Origin of the sequence: Flavobacterium sp. Leaf82 (assembly GCF_001422725.1) — a bacterium.
Lineage (GTDB): Bacteria > Bacteroidota > Bacteroidia > Flavobacteriales > Flavobacteriaceae > Flavobacterium.
Window position 1 is genome coordinate 27,023 of the sequence record NZ_LMMA01000032.1, and the last position, 23,459, is coordinate 50,481.

At 33.1% G+C, this 23,459-nt stretch carries 23 protein-coding genes; 4 read left to right on the forward strand and 19 right to left on the reverse strand.

What is annotated here, in order from left to right; genetic code table 11:
* Nucleotides 1-90: 90 nt before the first annotated feature.
* Entirely contained in the window at nt 91-714 is a 624-nt protein-coding gene (locus tag ASF10_RS14540; protein WP_056250459.1) for a M949_RS01915 family surface polysaccharide biosynthesis protein, read from the reverse strand.
* A gap of 229 nt (nt 715-943) precedes the next feature.
* Between ASF10_RS14540 and ASF10_RS14545 the strand changes: the two genes are divergently transcribed.
* Entirely contained in the window at nt 944-3,223 is a 2,280-nt protein-coding gene (locus tag ASF10_RS14545) for a GH92 family glycosyl hydrolase (RefSeq protein WP_117611390.1), read from the forward strand.
* A gap of 244 nt (nt 3,224-3,467) precedes the next feature.
* On the forward strand, nt 3,468-3,911 hold the full coding sequence (locus ASF10_RS14550; protein WP_056250463.1) for a hypothetical protein: 444 nt from the start codon (nt 3,468-3,470) through the stop codon (nt 3,909-3,911).
* 162 nt (nt 3,912-4,073) lie between these two features.
* Here the strand turns inward: ASF10_RS14550 and ASF10_RS14555 are convergent, their stop codons facing one another.
* The 14 genes from ASF10_RS14555 to ASF10_RS14620 all read right to left on the reverse strand — a co-directional run bounded on the left by ASF10_RS14555 (nt 4,074) and on the right by ASF10_RS14620 (nt 17,197).
* Complete coding sequence (locus ASF10_RS14555; protein WP_056250464.1) at nt 4,074-5,933, reverse strand: peptidase M61; 1,860 nt, start codon at nt 5,931-5,933, stop codon at nt 4,074-4,076.
* A 99-nt stretch (nt 5,934-6,032) separates the two neighbouring features.
* Nucleotides 6,033-6,311: a DUF2805 domain-containing protein gene (locus tag ASF10_RS14560; RefSeq protein ID WP_055098339.1), complete on the reverse strand. Its 279-nt coding sequence runs from the start codon at nt 6,309-6,311 to the stop codon at nt 6,033-6,035.
* 120 nt (nt 6,312-6,431) lie between these two features.
* On the reverse strand, nt 6,432-7,259 hold the full coding sequence (locus ASF10_RS14565) for a sterol desaturase family protein (protein WP_056250465.1): 828 nt from the start codon (nt 7,257-7,259) through the stop codon (nt 6,432-6,434).
* A 212-nt stretch (nt 7,260-7,471) separates the two neighbouring features.
* Nucleotides 7,472-8,194, reverse strand: a complete 723-nt coding sequence (aqpZ, locus tag ASF10_RS14570; protein WP_056250467.1) for an aquaporin Z — start codon at nt 8,192-8,194, stop codon at nt 7,472-7,474.
* Nucleotides 8,195-8,223: 29 nt separating this feature from the next.
* A complete protein-coding gene (locus ASF10_RS14575; protein WP_056250468.1) occupies nt 8,224-8,580 on the reverse strand; it encodes a DoxX family membrane protein in 357 nt (118 codons plus the stop codon).
* A 90-nt stretch (nt 8,581-8,670) separates the two neighbouring features.
* Nucleotides 8,671-9,567, reverse strand: coding sequence for an EamA family transporter (locus ASF10_RS14580; protein ID WP_056250470.1), 897 nt, complete (start codon nt 9,565-9,567; stop codon nt 8,671-8,673).
* A 213-nt stretch (nt 9,568-9,780) separates the two neighbouring features.
* On the reverse strand, nt 9,781-10,914 hold the full coding sequence (locus ASF10_RS14585; RefSeq protein WP_056250471.1) for a peptidylprolyl isomerase: 1,134 nt from the start codon (nt 10,912-10,914) through the stop codon (nt 9,781-9,783).
* A gap of 40 nt (nt 10,915-10,954) precedes the next feature.
* A complete protein-coding gene (locus ASF10_RS14590) occupies nt 10,955-12,031 on the reverse strand; it encodes a peptidylprolyl isomerase (protein ID WP_056250473.1) in 1,077 nt (358 codons plus the stop codon).
* 16 nt (nt 12,032-12,047) lie between these two features.
* Nucleotides 12,048-12,704, reverse strand: a complete 657-nt coding sequence (gene gldI / locus ASF10_RS14595; protein ID WP_056250475.1) for a gliding motility-associated peptidyl-prolyl isomerase GldI — start codon at nt 12,702-12,704, stop codon at nt 12,048-12,050.
* Nucleotides 12,705-12,710: 6 nt separating this feature from the next.
* Nucleotides 12,711-13,715: a DHH family phosphoesterase gene (locus ASF10_RS14600; RefSeq protein ID WP_056250478.1), complete on the reverse strand. Its 1,005-nt coding sequence runs from the start codon at nt 13,713-13,715 to the stop codon at nt 12,711-12,713.
* A gap of 131 nt (nt 13,716-13,846) precedes the next feature.
* Nucleotides 13,847-15,082 carry a chloride channel protein gene (locus ASF10_RS14605; RefSeq protein WP_056250479.1) on the reverse strand — a complete coding sequence of 412 codons (1,236 nt, stop codon included), beginning with the start codon at nt 15,080-15,082 and terminating at the stop codon, nt 13,847-13,849.
* Between the two features lie 188 nt (nt 15,083-15,270).
* Complete coding sequence (locus tag ASF10_RS14610; RefSeq protein ID WP_056250481.1) at nt 15,271-15,654, reverse strand: RidA family protein; 384 nt, start codon at nt 15,652-15,654, stop codon at nt 15,271-15,273.
* A gap of 327 nt (nt 15,655-15,981) precedes the next feature.
* Nucleotides 15,982-16,287: a chaperone modulator CbpM gene (locus ASF10_RS14615; protein ID WP_056250483.1), complete on the reverse strand. Its 306-nt coding sequence runs from the start codon at nt 16,285-16,287 to the stop codon at nt 15,982-15,984.
* Nucleotides 16,280-17,197, reverse strand: a complete 918-nt coding sequence (locus tag ASF10_RS14620) for a DnaJ C-terminal domain-containing protein (RefSeq protein ID WP_056252149.1) — start codon at nt 17,195-17,197, stop codon at nt 16,280-16,282. Before ASF10_RS14620 ends, ASF10_RS14615 begins: the two co-directional genes overlap by 8 nt.
* A 234-nt stretch (nt 17,198-17,431) precedes the next feature.
* Between ASF10_RS14620 and ASF10_RS14625 the strand changes: the two genes are divergently transcribed.
* Nucleotides 17,432-17,848, forward strand: coding sequence for a hypothetical protein (locus ASF10_RS14625; RefSeq protein ID WP_056250485.1), 417 nt, complete (start codon nt 17,432-17,434; stop codon nt 17,846-17,848).
* 280 nt (nt 17,849-18,128) lie between these two features.
* Nucleotides 18,129-18,845, forward strand: coding sequence for a hypothetical protein (locus tag ASF10_RS14630; RefSeq protein ID WP_056252152.1), 717 nt, complete (start codon nt 18,129-18,131; stop codon nt 18,843-18,845).
* 157 nt (nt 18,846-19,002) lie between these two features.
* Here ASF10_RS14630 and ASF10_RS14635 read toward each other — a convergent pair whose 3' ends face one another.
* The 4 genes from ASF10_RS14635 to ASF10_RS14650 all read right to left on the reverse strand — a co-directional run bounded on the left by ASF10_RS14635 (nt 19,003) and on the right by ASF10_RS14650 (nt 23,447).
* Nucleotides 19,003-20,268 carry an MFS transporter gene (locus ASF10_RS14635; protein WP_056250487.1) on the reverse strand — a complete coding sequence of 422 codons (1,266 nt, stop codon included), beginning with the start codon at nt 20,266-20,268 and terminating at the stop codon, nt 19,003-19,005.
* 29 nt (nt 20,269-20,297) lie between these two features.
* Nucleotides 20,298-22,034 carry a thiamine pyrophosphate-dependent enzyme gene (locus tag ASF10_RS14640; protein ID WP_056250488.1) on the reverse strand — a complete coding sequence of 579 codons (1,737 nt, stop codon included), beginning with the start codon at nt 22,032-22,034 and terminating at the stop codon, nt 20,298-20,300.
* Between the two features lie 287 nt (nt 22,035-22,321).
* Nucleotides 22,322-22,774 (reverse strand): hypothetical protein, encoded by a 453-nt coding sequence (locus ASF10_RS14645; RefSeq protein WP_056250489.1) that lies wholly within the window; start codon nt 22,772-22,774, stop codon nt 22,322-22,324.
* Nucleotides 22,775-22,919: 145 nt separating this feature from the next.
* Nucleotides 22,920-23,447 carry a hypothetical protein gene (locus tag ASF10_RS14650; protein ID WP_056250491.1) on the reverse strand — a complete coding sequence of 176 codons (528 nt, stop codon included), beginning with the start codon at nt 23,445-23,447 and terminating at the stop codon, nt 22,920-22,922.
* Nucleotides 23,448-23,459: the final 12 nt, after the last annotated feature.

Here is a 23,459-nt window from a genome sequence, read left to right on the forward strand (position 1 = left end):
GGATTAATCCAGTCTTGGCAAGTAATTAGTTTTACCCCACATTTAATCAAGTTCTGAATTTGGAATTTAAAAAAAATGAAATTTTATCTTCTATCCATTTTTCAAAAGAAGATCTTGTTCCTTTCTTATTTTTACCACTAAATTATCTACGTACGTTTTTACTTTTTGAGGTAAAGAATTCCAATCTTTATCTTTTTTAAAACTTCTGCAATCATCAAGATCACATTCTATGGCACGAATTGCATATTTTTTATTTTTATAAACCGTAATAATTTTTACACGTCTTATTTCATCATTTTCATTTCTCGTTCCATAAACAATTACAGGATCAATATAACCATCGCCGTCGAGATCTTTTGTGCTGCAGTATTTTGTCCAGAACCAAATATTAGTTTCCTTAGGTTCTGTGCTTTCAAGTAAATCATTTATTCGCCATTTTTCAAGAAATCCACCATGATCATTCATAGTACAAATAGCCTGGATTTTAGTATTTAAAGTGTCTTTTTTAGAGATGTTTTTTTGATTTTCGCATAGAAGCAATTCATATACACCACCTTTATCTGAACATTCGAATGCTTTATAAATAGGAAAATCTGAAACCTGATCAAGTTCTCTTTCTGTTATTTCTTGTTTTGTTAATTTATAACTTTCTACTTTTTGGGAAAAACCGAATGTTGAGAAAGCAAGCAATAACAATAAAATAAAATTCTTCATGACTAAAAGTTACATTTTTATACAATCAAAGATATTTAAAAGCTTTTTAGTTAAATAAATTTTATATTTTTTAAAAATCATTTTTTATCGTATTTTTCTAACCTAAAAACATTGGTAAATCGTTTTAGTAAATGCGAAATCCTGTTTTAGAGAAAAAATAATACTTTAAAAAAATTACCTGATGAATAGAATAAAGGGAAAAAATCTTGTTTTTGGATTATCATTTTTAATGCTTGCTTATACAATCAATGCACAGAAAAAAGCAATCGAAAAACGTAATCTAATTCAGTATGTCGATCCTATGATTGGTACAGCTAAAATGGGACATACTTATCCTGGCGCAACAGTTCCGTTTGGGAGCGTACAATTAAGTCCGGAAACAGATACGATTGCCTACGGTTTAAACGGAAAATACAATGGTGAAGTTTATAAATATTGTGCAGGATATCAATATCAAGATAAAACGATTGTAGGTTTTAGCCATACTCATTTTAGCGGGACAGGACATTCTGATTTAGGCGATTTTTTAATCATGCCTACAACGGGGAAATTACAATTGAATCCGGGAATAGCATCGAAGCCATTATCAGGTTACAGATCTGCGTTTTCTCATTCGACCGAAAAAGCAGAACCTGCTTATTATAGCGTATTTCTTGAAGATCATAAAATCAAGGCAGAGCTTACCGCAACAACCCGCGTTGGAATGCATCAATATACATTTCCAAAATCTGACGAATCGCATATAATTCTTGATCTGACATCAGGAATTTACAACTACGATAAAAAGAATGTATGGACATTTGTTCGTGTTGAAAACGATACATTAATTACAGGATATCGCCAGACAAATGGCTGGGCAAGAACCAGAACCGTTTATTTTGCGATGTCTTTTAGTAAACCTATTAAAAGTTACGGACAAGCTGCACTCGAAAAAAGTGTTTACAGAGGATTTTGGGGAAGATTTGATCAAACGAAAAACTTTCCGGAAATGGCTGGTCAGAACTTAAAATTGTTTTTTGATTTTAATACTGAAGAAGGAGAGAAGATCAAAATAAAAATGGCGTTATCACCGGTAAGTTCTGCCGGAGCACTTGAAAATATGAAAAAAGAAGTTCCGGGTTGGGATTTCGAAAAAGTAAAAAAACAAAGTCAGGAAATCTGGAATAATGAATTGAATAAAATTCAGGTAGAAACAATTCAAAAAGAAGATCTCGTAAACTTTTACACTTCAATGTATCATGCCTTTTTAGGGCCAACAGAATACATGGATTTAGACGGTAACTATAAGGGTTTGGACATGAACGTTCATAAAGCCGAAAACTTTAAAAACTACACCAGTTATTCGTTATGGGATACTTATAGAGCTTTACATCCTTTATTCAATTTGGTTCAGCCAGAGCGAAATTCTGACATGATTAGTTCTATGCTGGCACATTCAGATCAAAGCGTGCATAAAATGTTGCCAATCTGGTCGCATTATGCAAATGAAAACTGGTGCATGATTGGGTATCATTCTGTTTCTGTAATTGCAGATGCAATTGTAAAAGGCAATGGTAATTTTGATGCTGAAAAAGCACTTCAGGCTTGTGTAAATACAGCAAAAGTACCATATTATGACGGATTGGAATATTATATGACTAAAGATTATGTTCCTGAGGATAAAAACGGATCTTCGGTATCTAAAACTTTAGAATATGCCTACGATGACTGGGCAATTGCTCAGGCGGCAAAGAAATTAGGCAAAACAGATATTTATAATGAATTTATCGAAAGATCTAAAAATTATAAAAACGTGTATGATGCAAAAACAGGTTTCATGCGTCCGAAATTAAATGATGGAACTTTCAAAAAAGAATTTGATCCGTTAGATACACATGGACAAGGTTTTATTGAAGGCAATTCTTGGAATTATAGTTTATATGTTCCGCAAGATCCTGCCGAAATGATTAAAATGATGGGCGGAAACGATAAGTTTAATGTGAGATTAGATTCATTATTCAGCATGCATTTACCGGACAAATATTTTGAAAATACAGAAGATATAACCAGAGACGGAATCATAGGGAATTATGTCCATGGTAACGAACCTTCACATCATGTGGTTTATTTATACAACTGGACCAATTCGCCTTGGAAAGCTCAGGACAAAATTAGAATGATCCTGAAAAAAATGTATCGAAATGGAGCTGACGGTTTAGGCGGAAATGACGATTTTGGGCAAATGAGCGCCTGGTATATTTTTAGCAGTTTAGGATTTTATCCCGTAGCTCCGGGTTCTGATGAATATGCATTAGGAAGTCCGTTAGTTAAAAAAGCAACTTTTAATTTAGAAAACGGAAAGAATTTCGAAGTTGAAACCGTAAATCAATCTGATAAAAATGTTTTTGTGAATAAAGTAATTTTAAACGGGAAACAGTTAGATAAACCTTTTCTAAAACATGCAGATATCATCAATGGCGGAAAAATCACTTTTTATATGAGTGCAAAACCAAATAAGAAGAATTATTAGGTTTCAAAAGTCCAAACCTAACAAGTTTTAAAACTTGTTAGGTTTCTTTATTTTGATGTCACCCTGAGCGAAGTCGAAGGCTTTTATAACGAAAAGGGCTTCGACTTCGCTCTGCCTGACAAATCACTAATGTCAATTCGTGAAAATTAGTGAAATTCGTGGCGAAAAAATTAATAATACTCAAACATGAATAGATTTTATAAAAACTTCACGAAATTTGCATTTCAAATAAAGACAATTAAATATGAAAATAAATCTAAAATCAGGAATTGATAAATTGCTTTTCGGAATGAAGCAAAACGATGTAACGGCTGCTTTAGGAAAACCTGATAAAAATTATGTAGACGAAGATGATAATGTGATTTTTGTATACAATGCACAAAAAATCAGATTGACATTTTATCAGGAAGAAGAAATGAAATTGGGTTATGCAGTGGCTTCAAGTAATGATTTAGAAGTTTTTGGGTTCAAATTAATCGGAAGAAAAATTGCTGACGTAAAGAAAGATTTAGCAACAAAAGGAATCACAAAATATACTCAGGAAACTTTTGACACTTTCGAGAACTATTTTAACGAAGACAATTGGTTTATTCTACAAACAGAATTTGATGAAGTTGTGAAGTTTGAAGTTGGTGCAATTATCAATGATAAAGACGAATTTGACTGGAAATTTCCAGCTAAGAAATAAAGATACACACGCAAAGTCATTGCGAGGAACGAAGCAACCACACTAACAACAGTTAAAATTGATATGTAAAATGAGATTGCTTCGTTCCTCGCAATGACATAACACAAAAAAAAACCGACAAGTGATTGTCGGTTTTTTTTATGATGATTAATTAAAAGAAAATTATCCTTTTAACCATGCGTTTTTAAGTTTCTCTTTTGAAGCATCTGTAGCTTTAAAAGTTTCTTTTTCTTCAAATGGTACTTTTACAGTTCCTTTTATAGTTTGCTCTGCACCGGCACGTTTGATTTTAATTGTAATAGGATCGTTTTCTTTCCAGTTTTCACTTTCTGTAATTAAATCATAGATATTGTCTAAGTTGTATGTTTTATTGTTTACAGAAATGATTTGATCACCAGCCTTAAGATTTAAATTGTCAAAAAACACATTTAATGCTATTTCAGGACGAACACTTATTATTTTAGTTGCTTTATCGATACCAATATAAGGAGCTTGCCCTTTAATGAAAATTGATCCTGGAGTTTTTTCAGATGCTTTTGTAACACCAACTTTAGCCAGATAAAAATCGTAAGGAATTGGCGTAGTTCCCGCTACATATTTGTTCAAAAATTCACCAACTTCAGGATAAGTCAATTGTGTGATTTTAGCAAAAAGCTCGTCATCATTAAATGGTTTTTCAACTCCATATTCACTAGCTAATTTATGCATCAGATCCAGAATTCCTCTTTCGCCATTGCTTTTTTCTCTAATGATAATATCGATACACATACCAATTAAGGCTCCTTTTTGATAGACATTTAAGTATTGGTCTTTATAAGGCTGCTCTAATACATTTTTACTCATCAAAGTAAAAGACATCGTATCGTTTAAATCTTTTGCCTGTTCGATTTTATCAGCAATACGCGTATAAAATTCAGCTTCACCAATTAATCCCTGATTGATTTGAAACAGGTTGGCAAAATACTCCGTTACACCTTCGTACATCCATAAATGCTCAGACATTTTTGGGGCATTATAATCAAAATATTGAATTTCTTTTGAGTGAATTGTTAATGGTGTTACGATATGAAAAAATTCATGCGAAACTACATCTTTCATAGATTCTACCAGTTTTTCTTTTGGCATAGATTCCGGTAAAACAACTGTAGTTGCCGTAGGATGTTCTAAAGCCCCAAAACCGTGAGCATCATCTTTAGCCATGCTTGATAAATACAATAAAACAGTATATTTTTTAGTCGCATTTACTTTTCCCAGGAAGTTTTTTTGCGCTGTCATCATGGTTTTCATTTCCGGAGTAATACTTTCTGCCGTAAATTTTCCGGTAGGAGAGTAAACAGCGATCAGGATATCCATTCCGTTTACGTTAAAAGTCGTATAATCAGGTTTAGAATACATGATAGGATTTTCGACTAAAACTGCGTAACGAGGCGTTGTAAATACATCGCTTGTTTTGCTTGCATCTTCATCTGTCATTGAAGTTGCTCCCCAAAGCGTTTCAGGATGCGTGATAGTAACTTTGTAAGGAACATTTAGTTTATCCTGAAAATAACCTACAAAACCATGGGTATTAACCATGAAGTTGATTCCTGCATTGATATTAGTTCCTGCCGGTGAAAAAACATCGTCATTACCAAATCCTGTTCCTTTTTCAGTATCAAAAGTGTCACCTACAAGATAAGTCACTTTTTTTAATGTTTTGGCGTTAGAAATTGACCATGAATTATCGTCAATTCTTTTTACGGTTAATTCATTACCCTTAGCGTCAAAGGCTTTAAATCCATCAGAATATTTACCATAATTATCTGTAGAATAAGTTCCCGGAACTGTTTTTGGAATGCTGTAAATAATTTCGTCAGTTTTGATTTGTGGTGGCGTAACGGTTACTAAAACTTTATCGTCTTTTACGTCAATTAAATTTATAGTTACATCTACTACATTGCTTTTTGCGGCACCTGATGAGCTTCCTGTTTTACAGCTCCAAAGAGTTACTGCAAGAGCCAAGGTGTAAAGTATTTTTTTCATTTCTTATTGTTTAGTTATTTGTATTTGACTTATAAAAAGCAAAAAAGTTACAATTACATTAAAAATATAAAAAAACTCCTGAATTTCAGGAGTTTTGTTTTAGTCTAGCTTGTTTTTTATATAATATTTACCATCCAGATCTTCATCAAAATCATCTATTTTAACGGGTTTTGGTTTTGGTTTATTTGCAATTGCCTTCTTTTTCCACATCTCGAATTTTTCAAGTGGCATCTTCTTTTTCATGATTTCCAGAACTTCTTTTTCTGCCAATCCAAATTCTTTTTTTATGATCTCAAATGGATTTTTTTCTTCTAAGGCTAGCGAAACAAGTTTTTCGGTTTGTTCCCAATTCAATTCTTTGCGGTTACTCTTTTTCATCACGTGAAAATTAATTCAAAATAGGGGTTAATGATTAATAGATTGATTTTCAATTTAAGTATCAATATTAATAAAAAAAATAATTAGTTGGTTCGTTCTGTGAAATTTTTTTTAATGATTTTAACTGTTTTTTGCAGATCTTGATTTTTGAAACGGAATTTGCAATAAATTTTTTAATCTGTTGTTTTCTTCCTTACTCATATGTGTGTCTACTCCATAAATTAATTCTTCTTTTGGAAGACTTGTAAAAGTGCCAAAAATGCGGTCCCAAACAGAGAAAATGTTGCCATAATTACTATCTGTATAAGGTAAAACATAATGATGATGCACTTTATGCATATTAGGAGAAATGATAAAATAACTCAGTATGACATCTAGTTTATTGGGTAAAGAAATATTTGCATGATTAAACTGTGAAAAAATAACAGAGAGACTCTGATATAAGAAAACCATCCACATGGGAGCTCCTATAATTAAAACCCCAAGAGTTGTAAATATAAACCTAATGATACTTTCTCCGGGATGATGTCTGTTGGCAGTTGTGGTATCGATCCAGGTATCTGTATGATGAACGATATGAAAACGCCATAAGAATTTTATTTTATGCTGAATATAATGAGCGAGATAAGCCCCGATCAAGTCTAATAAAAGTAACCCGATGATGGTATAAAGCCAAATTGGTATTGCAGGCATCCATTGCAGAATTCCAAAATGATTTTCTATTGTCCAGTTTGCTGTTCTAATTAAAATAAAAGCTAAAACAAAATTGACAATGATTGTAGTAAACGTCAAAAAGAAATTGATTCCTGCATGTTGCCATTTTCGGTATTGCATCCTGAATAATGGAAATGTGTTTTCGATGAGCCAAAAAAGTGTAATACCACCCACGAGTATCAAGCTTCTGTGTGAGGACGGAATCGTACTGAAATATGCTATAATATCATTCATAAAAGTAAAATTAGATTGATACAAGTTATAATCTGTTTGCTATAAAGAGATTATCTAAAGTATTGGCATATAAAAAAAAGAGAAAACCGAATATAAATATATCTGATTTTCTCTTTAAAAGTAAGTTATAAGGTAAATATTTTTATGATTTTTTAGTCTGATATTGCTCAATAAGTAAGCAATATAAAAATCTATAGCTTATATGTTAATGATTATTGAGCTGAATGCTCCGTTTCGTCATTCTTTTGTAATAATGTTTTGTATATAAATCCGGCAAGAATAGCGCCTAAAATTGGTGCGACCCAAAATAACCAAACCTGAGATAATGGTTCTCCACCTGTAAAAATAGCTTGTGATAATGATCTTGCAGGGTTTACAGAAGTATTGGTAATTGGAATACTTATTAAGTGAATTAAAGTAAGTGCTAATCCAATTGCTATACCGCAAAAATTAGTATTGGCACATTTATCCGTCGCTCCCAGAATTATTATCAGGAAAAAGAATGTTAGTATAAATTCTGCTATAAAGGCAGATTGCAAAGAATAACCATCAGGCGAGAATGCTCCGTAACCATTTGATGCAAAAGCTCCGGCTTGCAAATTGTTTATTGCATTTCCTGCTTTACCAGTCCAAATGATGAATAATGTTCCTGCAGCAGCAATTGCTCCAACACATTGGGAAATAATATAAGGTAAAAGATCTTTTGCAGGAAATCTTCCGCCTGCCCATAAACCAAGAGAAACCGCAGGATTAAAATGTCCTCCTGAAATGTGACCTACAGCATATGCCATTGTTAATACTGTTAAACCAAACGCAAGTGCAACACCCGCAAATCCAATTCCCAAAGTAGGAAATCCAGCTGCAAAAAGTGCGCTTCCACAACCTCCAAAAACTAGCCAATAAGTTCCGAAGAACTCTGCAAATAATTTTTTCATAATAAAATAATTTAATTAATAGTTGATTGTTAAAGGGTATATTGGTATGCCCAAAAAATCAAAACAAATTGTAAGGGTAAACGTACAAATAAAATCCAGTTTGGTAAGCCAAAACTTGCTTTTTTATTTTGATACATGAAAAGATTTGCCGGGAATACAGCAATTAGTAATGCTATGATTCCCCACGCAGCAAAATTTGTTGTGTAATTAACCATTAGGAGGATGCCTAAAACAATTTCGGCACCTCCGCTTAAAAAATTTATTAATTTGGGGTTTGTGAAAAAAGGTGGAATGATTCTAACATACATTCCGGGATTTCTAAAATGATTTAATCCGGCAATAATATAGAGAGCAGCCATTAAATATAAATGCCAAGGTAAATTCATGATGATATGTAATTGTTTGTCACGAATTTATAAAAAAATTAACAATTATTACATTACAAACGGCTTTTTTTTAATGGTTTGCAAAATAAGTTAATTTTTACGCTTAAAATTTACATTCATGATAATTATGGCAAAAATGATTAAAACGATTCCTATCCATTGTGATAAGATCACTTTTTCATCTAATAATATGTAAGCCATCATTACAGAAACAGGAAGTTCAAGTGCAGATACGATACTTCCCAGTCCAATTCCGGTTAGCGGGAAACCTGCAGTCATTAACATTGGAGGGATAATTGTGCCAAAAAGCGCCAGAATAATTCCCCATTTCATGAAAATTTCAAAGTTAAAAGGAGTTACCTGAGTCGCAATTGCAAATGAAAATACAATTACAGATCCTCCTAAAAGCATGTATAAACTACGTTGTGCAGATGAAATTTCGGTTGCAACGCTGTTTGCGGTAAACATTGTTGTAGTAAACGACGCTGCTGCCAGGATTCCCCACGCGAGACCACGCCAATCCAGTGCTACATCATTATGAATAATATTTGTTGCTAAAACAGTCCCTGCAAGAACTATAAATACGGCAATCACTTTTTGTTTTGAAGGCAGTTTTTTTTCTAAAATCATTTCAAGTAAAACACCCATCCAAACGGTTTGCATTAATAAAACGATGCCAATAGAAACCGGTATGTATTTTACCGCCAGATAATAGAATAAACTTGTCATACCTAATGAAGTACCGGCAAGCATTAAACTGAAAATATTTTTTTTGGTTGCTTTTACAACATTGTCCCTATGTTTTGCTTTTTGAAATGCATTTATCAATAAAATTCCAATAATTCCTAACACAAATTGAGATGTGGTTACTTCAGCAGTTGTATATCCTTCTGAATAGGCCATTTTTACAAAAGTAGCTAACATTCCGTAAGTTGTGGCGCCTATTGCAACTAAAAATACTCCCTTTAATACATTGTTTTGTGACATCGTAATTTGTTTAAATTAAAAAAATAAAGCCGGCAAAGGTAAGCTATTTTGTTTAGGATTTAATAGAAATCGGACTTAAATGCTAGAATGAGTTTATTTTGAGAGTCAATTTTGGTCTTAAAATTATGAATTTGATAGTATTACATAAAATAAATAACCCATCAAAAAACAATATTTTGATGGGTTACATTATATCTGATAAAAATAAATATTTTATTTTACAGGTTGATTTTGATACGTTTCAATTTCAAAAATCAAAGTTGAGTTTGGCGGAATCACTCCTCCGGCACCTTTTTCTCCATACGCTAAATTTGAAGGAAGAAAGAAAATTGCTTTTTCACCGTCAGTCATTAAATCTAGTGCTTCGATAAAACCCGGAATCATTCCGTCTTTTTTACCTACAGTAAAAGGAAAAGCCTGATATCCTTTTTGTGCATCGCGGTTTGCATCATATTTGCCATACGCTTTTGCAACGCTTGCCATACTGCTGTCGAATAGATTTCCGTCTTCAAAATATCCTGCATAGTGAAAATAGATTGCAGAACCTTCAGCTCCTTTAACTCCAGTTCCTTTTTTCGTAATAACGTATTTTAAACCTGACGCCGTTGTAGTTGCTTTTGCTTTATTAGCTGCAAAATAAGCCGCTTTTTCTTTTACTACTTTTTGAGATTCTGCCTTCTTAGCTTCTTGTTTTTTAACATCGTCTGCTAAAACTTTTACAGCGTTAAACTTCTTTGCAGCATCACCTTTACGGGTAATTGTAATTTTTGTCATAATATCATCCTGAACAATTTTATTTACATTGTCCATTCCTGAAACTACATGACCAAAAATAGTATGTTTTCCGTTTAACCAAGGCGTTTCTTTATGTGTGATAAAAAATTGGCTTCCGTTTGTAGCAGGACCTGAATTTGCCATTGCAAGAACACCGCCTTTTTCAAACTTCAGTTCTTCTACAAATTCGTCTTTAAAAGCATATCCGGGACCTCCTGATCCGTTTCCGTCAGGATCTCCTCCCTGAATCATGAAATCGTTGATAACCCTGTGAAATTTCAATCCGTCATAGAAAGGTTTTCCTTTTAGTCTTTCCACTTTTACATTCGGATTATTTCCTTCTGCCAATGAAATAAAGTTTGCTACAGTTACCGGTGTTTTTACGTATTCTAATGATAATACGATATCACCTTTTGTAGTTGATATAGTAGCAAAAATACCATCATTAGGATTTGTAGCTGTTTTTGCAATAACTTTTGTAGCCGGAGCTTTTGGTTTTGCTGCCGGTTTTTTTGTCTGAGCCTGCATGTTTACAACTGCAAGGCAAAATAAAACTAGAAATTTAAATTTCATGATTTTCTCAATTTAAGTCTAAGTTAATCTTTATGTATAATTATTGTGGCTTTTCTAATAATTGAATTTCGAAAATGATATTCGCATTTGGCGGAATCACTCCTCCGGCACCAGTTGCTCCGTAAGCTAAATGAGACGGAATAAAAAGAATAGCTTTGTCTCCAAATGAAAGTTGTTCGATTCCTTCTATAAATCCTGGGATCATACCATCTTTACGACCTGCCTGAAACGGAATTGGCTGATATCCGTGTTGTTCAGCTCTTGAAACATCAAATTTTCCAAAAGCTTTATTAACTTCTTCTACGCTGGAGTCAAATAAAGTTCCGTCTTCTAAAAATCCTGAATAGTGAATGTATAATTGTGTTCCCGAAGTTGGCTTTTTACCCGTTCCTTTTTCAGTAATTAAATATTCTAAACCTGAATTTGTTTTAGTAGTTTTAGATTTTACAGAAGCAAAATATTCTACTTTTTCTTTTTGAACGTCTGCATATTTACCTTTTTCTTTGGCAATTTCAGAGAAATAGTCTGTAAATACTTTTACAGCATCAAACTTTTTAGCTGCTTCTCCATTTCTAATAATGGTTACGGCTACAATAGTATCACCTTGTTTTACCTGATTTACAACTTCCTGACCTTTTTCTACAACATGACCAAAAATTGTATGTTTCCCGTCTAACCATGGAGTTTCAACATGTGTAATAAAAAATTGACTGCTGTTTGTTCCCGGACCGTTATTCGCCATTGCTAAAACACCTGCTTTATCGAACTTTAGATCAGTGATTTCGTCTTTAAATTTATATCCTGTATCTCCAGAACCAGTTCCTTCAGGATCTCCGGTCTGAATCATGAAATCTTCTATAACTCTGTGGAATTTCAAGCCATCAAAAAAAGGTTTCTTTTTTAAGTAATCTTTTGTTACAAACTCGTTTTTACCTTCGGCTAAGGTTACAAAATTAGCAACAGTAACAGGAGCTTTTTTATAATCTAATTCAACAATAATATGTCCTTTATTGGTTTCAATATCAGCATACAAACCATCAGGCAAGTTACTGTGCTCGTCCTTGCAAGAATATAATGAGCTAACGGCTATTAGTAATAGTAAAATACTCTTTTTCATTTTTAAAATGTTGTTTTTATGGGTTTATTGTATCTTTTTTAATTGCAGCTGCAGGTTTTGGCGTCACAGGTTTTGGAGCAGTTACAGTTGGGGTCTGACCTGCTACAGGTGCTGGTTTAGCCGCTGGATCCGGTACAAAATTGCGAAGCGTAACGGTACAAATTAAAGACTGGTTTGTGCCTATTTTTTTGTTGTCTCCGTGATATCCATATGCCATATGAGAAGGAAATAAGAAAGTCACAGTTTCATTTTTATGCATCATTTTGATACCATCACGTAATCCCATCATGATATCTTGTTTGTCTACATAATAAGTTTGCGGGCCAAGATCAGCTTCAGAGTAAATAATTGTACCTTTTATATCTTTTACTTCTAAATTAAAATAAGCAATATCTCCTTTTTTGGGAGTTGCAGGATCTGCCGAGTTTTGCTCGTCATAATACAGCCAATATCCTTTTCTGGTAGCGTAATATTTTATTTTTGGATTACTTTTAATTATTTTTTTTATGGTTTCTTCTTCGTTTGCTATCAGTTTTTTATTTCTGTCAACAGATTTTTTCATAAAGGTACCTGAAGCCTGAGAGATAGGTCTTCTCGCTTCTTCGTGCTGTTTGCAGCTCACCAATAAAACAGCAAAAAGTAGGGTGTAAATGCTTAGTTTTAAGTAGTTCATGTGGGGTTATATTTTTAGTTTGTTTACTAAATCTTCAAATTTATTCAAGGTTTCTTCCATCGAAACATCTGATCTTCCACCGGCTGCATTACTATGTCCGCCACCATTAAAATGATCTCTTGCAAACTGGTTTACATCAAAACCTCCTTGCGATCGGAAAGAAATCTTAATGATTTTCTCGTCTTTATTTTCGATAAAAATAGCAGTAAAAATAATACCTTTTATACTTAACCCGTAATTAACAATTCCTTCAGTATCGCCTTTTACGTAATCAAACGAATCAAGTTCATTCTGAGTAAGTGAAGTATAAGATGTTTTATGTTCTGCAAAAACTTTCATGTTCTGCAAAGCGCGACCTAGTAGTTGTAGTCGACCGTAAGAGCTGTTGTCAAATAATAAAATAGGTATCTGAGTATTCTCTACTCCTAAATCTATTAAATCTGCAATGATACGATGTGTGTTCCCGGTAGTTCTAGGAAAACGAAACGAACCTGAATCAGTCAGGATTCCAGTATAAATACAAGTCGCAATGGTTTTATCAATATCTTCTTTTTTTCCTAAGAAAGAAATGAAGTTATAAAGCATTTCGCAAGTTGATCCTAATGAAGTATCAGAGTAGGTGTAAGCTGCATAATCATCCGGTTTTTGATGATGATCAATCATAATAAACGGAGCTGTTAACTTTGCTAAAGTATGTTCCATTTCGCCGGTACGATGAAAAGCGTTAAAATCCAGTGTGAATATTAACTCAGCTTCTTCTAATATTTTGGTACAGTTTATAGTATCTTTTTCAAAGATTTTTACCGTTTCAGAACTTGGTAACCAGGCTAAAAAATCAGGAAAATCGTTTGGAGCAATCACGGTCGGATGGTGATTGTTCTTTAATAAAAAATGGTATAAACCTAAGGTTGAACCCATAGCATCACCGTCAGGACCTCTATGCGGAATTATGGCGATTTTCTTTGGGGTTGCGAGTAACAATTGTATCGCTTGAATATCTTGTATTTTCATAGTGTGCGAATTTACATTTTTTTAATGTAATGTTGAAATCATTTTACAGATTAACACACTTTTATTAGTTGACAGTTTTCGGTTGCAGTTTTTAGTGCAGACTGTGCCTGAAAACTTTGACTGTGACTAAATTAAAGCCACTTTTGATACAACTTATACTTAGCGCCTTTTACAATTTGCGATTTATAAATTCCTACAGGACCGGACGAAAAGTAAGCAGTTATACAGGCAATAGCGATAAAAATTCCAGGCTGAATCCCAAAAAGTTCCATTCCCATAACCGTGCACGCAATAGGAGTGTGGGTTGCGCCGGAAAATACAGCTACAAATCCTAAACCTGCCAGAAAAGCTATTGGCAACGGAATTATTAAGGATAATGCACTTCCTAAAGTGGCACCTACAAAAAATAATGGAGTAACTTCACCACCTTTAAAACCTGCTCCTAAAGTAAATCCTGTAAATAGAATTTTAAGTAAAAAGTCGTACCACGGGATTGCATTCGAAAATGAATCTAGAATCACGGGAACACCTAATCCGGAAAACTTTGTAAATCCAAAACCTGCAATGGCAATTGCCAGAATGATTCCGCCAATAAAAGGTCGTAGCGGCGGATATTTTATATTTTTTGAAAAAAGAGAACGCCAAAAATGAGTACTTCTGGAAAATAATAATGCAGCAAAACCGGATAAAATACCGATGATGATAACGTAAAATAAAGTCGAAATGCTAATTTCAGGAACAATAGGAATACTATAATGGGTATGTTTAACCTGCCAGAATTCTACAATAAAATAAGCAGTATATGCGACTAAAAAAGATAGAAGGATACTTTTAAAATTAATTTTGCTGAAGTACACAACCTCTAATGCAAAAATAGCACCCGCCAAAGGAGTTCCAAAAACGGAAGCAAATCCGGCGCTTATTCCCAGAATGATTAAAATTTTACGTTCCGAATTATCTAAATTAAAAAGCTTAGTAAATTGATCTGCAATTGCACCTCCCATTTGTACAGCCGTTCCTTCACGACCTGCAGAACCTCCAAATAAATGGGTAATTAAAGTTCCTAAAAGTACCAAAGGAGCCATTTTAAGCGGAATAATTTTTCTGGGATTTTCGTATTCTTCCAACAATAAATTATTGCCTTTTGCGATAGATTCTCCCCAGTAATAATAACTATAACCTATGAGTAATCCGCCAAGAGGTAAAAGCCAGATAATCCAGTCATGATGAATTCTATATTGTGTCACCCATTCGAGTGCAACTAAGAAAAATGCAGATGCAGATCCGGACAAAATACCTATTAAAACACAAATGAAAATCCATTTGAAAATTGCCAGAAGTATTTGTTTTGGGGTTTGAGAAGTCATTAATTATTTAAGAGAAGTTTTTTCTGCCACGAATTTCACTAATTTTCGCGAATTTCTTCGTGTTTTTGCGGAATTTTTTGCCAAAGATTGAAAGGATTAAAAAGGATTTTTTTAGTAAATACTTAAAGCCATTTTTTGAAGACAAAAATAATTCGAGCTAATTCGTGAAATTCGTGGCAAAAAAATATTTACTGTACAACAGCTGTAAATTCAATTTCAACTAAATATTCAGGTGCAACAAGTTTACTTATTTCATAAAAACCGGTAGTTGGTTTTACATCTTTAAAAAAAGCTGAGTGCGCTCTTGCTACATCTTCAAAAGTAGTAATGTTGGTTGTAAAAATACGGGTTCTGATTACGTCTTTCATTCCAACATTCAGATCTTCCAAAACTTTTTCGACACGTTCCAGAATGTTGTAGGTTTGAGCATAAGCATCATCAGCTTTTACTTTTTCTCCATCAACAATAGCCACGGTGCCAGAAACTTCAATGATATTGCCAATTCTTACGGCACGGCAATATCCCATTTTGTCTTCCCAAGGTGATCCTGTTAAGATGTTTTCTCTTTTCATTTTTAGTATTTTATTGAATTTGGTTTCTTTGCTTTAAACCAAATTTAGGTTCGTTAATATCGTTGCAATTTATAAAATATACAACTGAAAAAGAGTCAAATTAAGTTGAAATCATTTTAGAAATTATTCTTTTTTGTGATATTTTAAGGGATAGTTTTTTTGCCACAGATTAATACCATTTTAAAGATTATCTATTTTGGGCAAAATTTGCACCATGAATTTCACGAATTTACACCAATTTTAATTCGCTTAATTCGTGTAATTCGTGGCAAAAAAGCTCACATTATAAATCATTTAATCTGTGGAATCTGTGACAAAAAAAAATCTTTATTCAATTTGATGTTGTTCGTAAACACGGAGTTTATTTTGTGTAGCAATAAGGTTTTGTTGCAGCGATTCGATTTTATCCAATAGATTTGCGATAACATCAATACCTTCTAAATTAATTTTAAGATCATAATGCAGGCGTATCATTTTTTCTACAGTTGGTAATTGTTCCGGTTCTAAATATTCATCTTCTTCCAGGAAAATAATTTTCACCAAACCATAATTATGAAGCTCAGTTATAAACGTATTTTCAATTTCGTGATAGACGCAAAATTGCTTTATTTGAATTAAGTTTTTGTTATTCATGATTTTTTAATTTAGCTAATTCCTGAAATAATTCTTTTTCTTTTTCGGATAATTTGGTAGGAAGTTTTAAAGTATATGTAATGTATAAATCACCAAATTGATTCTCTTTTTTGTACACAGGAAAACCTTTTCCTTTCAGTTTTACCTTCGTTCCCGGTTGAGTTTCCGGAGCAACTTTTATTTTTACTTTTCCGTCAAAAGTGTTTACATTAGTTTCTCCACCTAATATTGCGGTGTATAAATCGAGATCAACATCTGCATATAGATTATTGCCTTCTCGTTTAAAATCTGAATTATTATCTATGAGAAAAGTAAGATATAAATCCCCATTTGGCCCACCATTAGCTCCGGGTGCACCATGATTTGGGATTTTAATAATTTGTCCGTTTTCGACTCCCGCGGGAATTGTAATTCGGATATTTTTACCATTTACCGTAAGGTTTTGTTTGTGAGTTGTATAGGCTGATGCTAAATCTAATTGCAATTCTGCATTAAGATCCTGTCCTCTGTATTTTGCCTGACTTCTGGAACTTCTTCCGGCAGAACCGTACATAGAATTGAAGAAATCAGAAAAATCACTTCCTGAAAAATCTCCTCCAAAATCAGAGTAACTTTGATTTCCGCCTTGCTGTTGTCTGGATTGTTGTTGATTAGGATTATAACCTGCTTTTTCAAATTCATCAGCATGTTTCCAGTCTTTTCCGTATTTGTCATATTTTTTACGATTTTCAGGATTGCTTAAAACTTCATTTGCTTCATTTATTTCCTTGAATTTTTTCTCTGCTTCTTTATCATTCGGATTCAAATCCGGATGATATTTTCGGGCTAATTTTCGATATGCTTTTTTAATTTCAGCTTCAGTGGCAGCTTTGGTAATTTCTAATGCTTTATAATAGTCAATGTAGTCCATTTGCTTGTATTTTAATAAGTAAATTAAAATATTGAAGTTAATCATAAGTTATTAAATGTCAAAGTAAAAACATCATTTTCAACTTAATATTGATGTTTTAAGAAATACAGGAGAAGAAAACTATTTTTTAAGTTAAATCTTACTTTTTTGTAGTTTTTCAGGATTATTACTTATAATATTGCAGAAATAAACCTACAAAATAATTATGTAATCTAACCTTTTATATATTTAATTATGAAAAATTTATCTTCCTTAAAATCAGTTATTAGTTTTATTTTAATAACTACAATGTCAATCTTGCTGGCAAGCTGTAGCTCCAGCCACGATGATGATAATTCACCTTCAGCCGGCAATACTTTTAATCAGGCAGATTTTAATTTAACTGTTACATCAACAAAGTTTGTTGCTGATTGGCTTGAAATTAACTATTCTGTAAAAAACACTTCTAAAATATCATATTCCAAATATGATCAAGGAAATTTCACCGTGAAGTTTACGGCTAGAACTACTGATGGTGAAATTTTTCAAAGAACTACATATGTAGAGTATGTCGAAGCGGGAGTGACGTACACAGATGATGTGCATCTTAATTATACTGCGGGAAAAACATTAGACCTTTCTACCTTAACAGCTGTTATTGTAACGGATTAATTCTATCATAATTTCTACTTTTAGTTAAAAATAATTTTACTTTATTAGCAATAAATCCGATTTGTTTAGTCAAGTCGGATTTTTGTTTTTTGTATATATTATGAGCAATAAATACAAATAAAGATTTTGTTTGGCAGGTTTTTTGCTTTCCAAAAATTAGCCTAATATATTGTTATAATAGTCTTAAAGTTGTAGCGCCTAATTAAATTATGCTATTTTTGTGATGCTACACTCTGATTTTATAAAAATTATAAAAGCCGATTCGATAAATACTTTTTCAATGAAGCACATTTTATTTTTCATATTATTTTTTACAGCTGTAACTGTTTCAGCTCAGACTGAATTTGGTACAAAATTCAGACCTATTGCAGCACCAAAATTTGGCGCAAAACCTAAAAAAACTCCATTACCGGAAGTAAAAGATCCTCAGGCTGATAATATGGATATGCCAAGTATAAAAACGCCAAACGTTTTTGATAATACCAGTATTACGCCAAAATCGCAATTGCAGGTAGGAGCAGAGAAAAGCAAATTTACCATGTCTACAGAAACTGATTTTGCGAATCCCGGCGATCGTTATGTTCCTAAAATGGAAAAAGAATTAGACAAAGCATTGAAAGATGCAGGACTAAAAGAAGGACGCGGAACATTGGTAAAGCATAATATTTCGTTAGGAGATTTTAGAACAAAATCTAAATATTTTATTGTAAAATTTAGAGATTTTGGTGCAATAGACGGCGATTTAATAAAAGTTTCGTCTAATGATAAAGTTATAAGAGATCAATTACTTTTAGATTCCAATTTTAAAGATGTCAAAATTGACCTTGCAAACGGCTTTAATAAACTGGATTTTGAAGCCTTAAACATAGGAACACTGGGAGGAAATACTGCCGAAATTCAGGTCTTTGATGACAAAGGACAATTAGTAACCAATGATTATTGGGATAATCTTGCTGCTGGATTTAAAGCTTCGATTATTGTAACAAAAGAAGAATAAGTTACCCTTGGAATCTTTGCTTTTTGACGGATATATTTTACCGCTTTTATAATCTTCAAAAAAAATAAGCACATAGAAACATAGCGCTTTTAGAAAATTATTTCTGAAAGAATAGCTATGTTTTTATGTGCTAAATAAATTATACACAACAGTTTATTTACTCTTTGATGAGTTCATTATTATTAGTTGTTTTTCCTTCTCCGGTTTCCTTCAATAGAAAACTTACTACGATTGCTATAGAGATTCCGATAATCCAAAATAAACCTGCTTGCTGAAAATGCACTGTTTTATCAGTAGCATCCTGAATAGTTTTGCCAAATAAATGACTAAATAAAGGACTTAAAAGTGTTGTTACGCCAAAAGTTATAAAATTAATGGCTCCTGTTGCACTTCCTTTTACATGATCTGGATTGGCTTCTTTAATTATCGAATACGGAATCATTGCGGCTCCGGAACCCAGACCCAGTAAGAACATACTGAATTTTGTAGAAAGCAAATCCGGGAAGTACAATAACTGAACTAAACTAAGAATCATAAATAAAGCACCAAATATTAAAACTGGTTTTCGTTTGTTTATTTTATCGGTAATATATCCCAATAGCGGACATCCAAATACCCAGCCAAACGCAACCATAGCACTTGAGATTGTTGCTGTATGAAAATCGAAACCACGATCTTTCTGGAAAAAATCAACAGCCCATGTCATTGCAAATATGGTTGTTGGCGCAAATAATAATCCTGAAACAATGCCACATAACCACGATTGTGGATTACTGAAAACTATTTTATAAGGACTTAATAATCCTTGTTTCTTTTGAGGGATTACTGGTTCTTCTTCGGTTTTATTTGCCGGAGTTATATACCAAAGCCCGAAAGCAACAATAATGATAAAAATCCCAACCGACAGCCAGAAGGTATTGATATTCATTCCTTTTTCGATTAAAGGTCCTACAACAAATTGCCCTGCTGAACCTCCCAGCATTCCCAAACATTGAGTAAAACCTATTGCGGTGGCAAGTGATTTTGCCGAGAATCCTTTACTGGCAAGATACACACAACCCGGAAAAGCAAAGGCACATCCGGCACCTTGAAATAAACGTCCGGTGACGCCGCTAAACTGGTTTGAAATCAGGAATAATAGACAGCCAATTCCTAAAATAAGTGCTCCGGCAAAAAGAGAATATTTAGCCCCAAAGCGATCTAAAGCAATTCCTGCAATCAAACTGCAAGTAGAATAAGTGTAATAATAGGTTCCAACAATTTCTACTAATCTAATATCATTTACAGAAAAACTTTGCGAAAGTTCCGGAAACATTACTGCGGGAGCAGAACGTATAACATAATCTAAAAAATAGAAAACCAAACCAAATACCCATGCAATGACATAGTATTTGGTATAGGATTTATTGGTGTCTACATTCATAAAATAATTGTTTTAAAGTTACGTACCATTTATAAGCCTTCTTTTAAGTGTTTGTAATTCGACTTAATGGTATCCAGAACTTCTTCCATTTTACCGCCAAGCATCAGCCTGGTCATAGATTTTGCCATACCTACAACTTGTTCCCATTCTACTTTTGGTGGCATCGCCAATGCATTTGGATTAGTAAAAATATTTAATAAAACAGGACCATTATGACGGAATGCATTTTCTATAGCGCCCTGAACTTCTTCGGGTTTGTGAACATTTACGCCCTGAAATCCCATTGCCTGAGCAATCAGACCAAAGTCCGGATTCACCATATCGGTTTCATTGTCCGGTAAACCGCCAACTTCCATTTCGAGTTTTACCATTCCCAAAGCACGATTATTAAAAACTATAATTTTTATGGGAATATTATATTGATGAATAGTTGCCAAATCTCCCAATAACATTGATAAACCACCATCGCCACACATAGCAATAACTTGCCTTTCCGGATGTGCAAGAGCAGCTCCAATCGCCATAGGCATTGCATTTGCCATCGATCCGTGATTAAAAGAACCCAGCATTTTTCGTTCTCCGGTTCCTTTAATAAAACGCGCTCCCCAAACACAAGTCATTCCGGTATCTACCGTAAAAATGGCATCATTACTGGCTAATTTATCAATGATATGCGCTACATATTCAGGCTGAATTGTGTCTTCTCCGCCATTATCATTAATATAAGTGTTCATATTTTCTTTTACACTGGCATACAATTTAAGTTGCGCGTCTAAAAAACTATCATCTGTTTTAGTTTCCAGCAATGGTAATAAAGCTTCTATAGTATCAGCAACATCACCGCATAAACCCATATAAAGATTGGCTCTTCGGCCTAAACGTTCTGTGCTTGTGTCGATTTGAATGATTTTATTATCTGAAGGCATAAATTTATCATAAGGAAAATCAGTTCCTAATAATAAAACCAAATGAGATTCATGCATACTATGATAAGCAGAAGGCTGCCCGAGTAATCCTGTCATTCCTATTTCGTTAGGATTATTAGGCTGAATACTCATTTTTCCTCGAAACGAATATCCAACGGGAGCTTTGATATGTTGGGATAATTGTACCACCTGATCGTGTGCTTTTTCAGCTCCAATTCCGCAAAACAAAGTTATTTTAGAACTTTCATTGATCGCTTTTGCTAATTGCTGTAATTCAAAATCAGAAGGTCTGATAACAGGATTACAATGAAAATATTGGGTAGATATATTGCTTTCAACCGCTTTTAACTCAGAAACATCTCCGGGTAAACCAATAACTGCGACACCTTTTTTGCCTAATGCATGTTGAATTGCGGTTTGTATAATTCTTGGTGCTTGTTCAGCAGTCATAATCATCTGATTGTAGCAGCTGCAATCATCAAAGAGCTTAATGGTATTGGTTTCCTGAAAATAATCCATTCCCATTTCGCTCGTATTTATTGTAGATGCAATGGCTAATAAAGGTACATGCGAGCGATGCGCATCATACAAACCATTGATTAAATGTACATGTCCTGGACCGCAACTTCCGGCACAAACAGCAAAACCGTCTAATTCTGCTTCGGCAGCTGCTGCATAAGCGCCAACTTCTTCATGTCGCACATGAATCCATTTTATTTTTCCGTTTCTGCGAATTGCATCATTAAAATGATTTAAACTATCACCGGTAACCGCATATACACGTTTTACTCCGGCCTCTACCAACATGTCGACTAATTGTTCTGCAACTATTTTACTCATGGATTATATTTTTAAAATTAATATTTAGACAGTATCAACATTGGTTATGGTTTACTTTCTTAAATGATTAGATTTTAAGATACATCTGGTTATGATGTAAAAATAATTTGGTATGGTTTTATAAATTTAAGGAAAAGATTTGGTTTGAGGAAGGTTCCTTTCTTAAAGGTTCTGAGTTTTTGAACAAGCAAGAAATTAAGATTTTCTTTAAAATTCAAAACCACAAAGATTTAGGGAAATATTTATGATACTGTTAAAGGACAAAATTCTATCAATAAAAAAATATTTTAATAGTGATTAGATGGCATTCCGCTTAAGCCCATAGCAAGAAACCAAAGAAAAGAAAAAAGAATCGACAGGATTAGGGTAATTACAAAACGAATTAAATACGAGTTTCCTACTGTCTGATTTATATATCGGGGATTTTTAATTAATAAAAAAGCCTGAAAAATTAAGTTGATTATTATTGCAATGATAACTATGAATTCATTAATTGTGCTAAATGTTAATCCAATACACAATGCTAATAAGGATTGTAATATTCCTAAAAGAATGCTTTTTAACCGTTGTTTTTTAATTTTAAAAACAAGATAAAAAGCATAAATGAAATAAGATATTCCGCCAATGAATGCAAAATCATTATAACCATGATTTGACATGAATTCATATACAATAACAGGAAAGAGGATAACAATAAAAATAATTAAAAGATGTAATATTATTTTTTGAATTATTTTCATGTTGATTTCTTTAAAGTATAATTTTTTTTGAAGGTACTAAGTTTTTTTATTTTTTGAACAAAACAAAAAAGGTTCAAAAGAAACAAAGTTTGTTACGCTTCGTTTACTTCTGAACCTTTCTCACTTTACAATTTTAAACCTTTGGCTAAAATGGATCTGCAGTTACTCTAAATTTCATATCTGCTTTTACCGTTACATCTTTCGTAAGGGTTTCTTTTAAGGTAATCTTAGTTCTGATTTTATATTTATCAGCTTTTATGTATTGATCTAATCTGGCATCGGTACAAATTAAATCAATGGTATTATTTGTTGAGTTAATATTATCCTGATAGGCCAATTCTATTTCGTCAGAATCTGTTGTTGAAATGTACAAATGAATCGATTTCAAAAATGTAAATGTTTTATCAGCAGGATCTGCAATCGATAATTTAAGCGATCTTATTTTTACATCCTTTACCAGACTTGCTTTGGTTTTGTTGTTTTCAAATTCAGCCGAAGAATTTGTTGTTACATCAGGCGTGATAATTTCTGAAGGTAAATTAATAGGTGAAGTACTTTTTATTTTAATCGAAGTTTCATTCGAAATAGTAAAAGACAGTAAATCATCAACTGCATCACATGAAGTTAAAAATACAGCTAGGAAAAGAGAAAGGGCAACTAGTTTTGATTTCATAAATATGGTTTT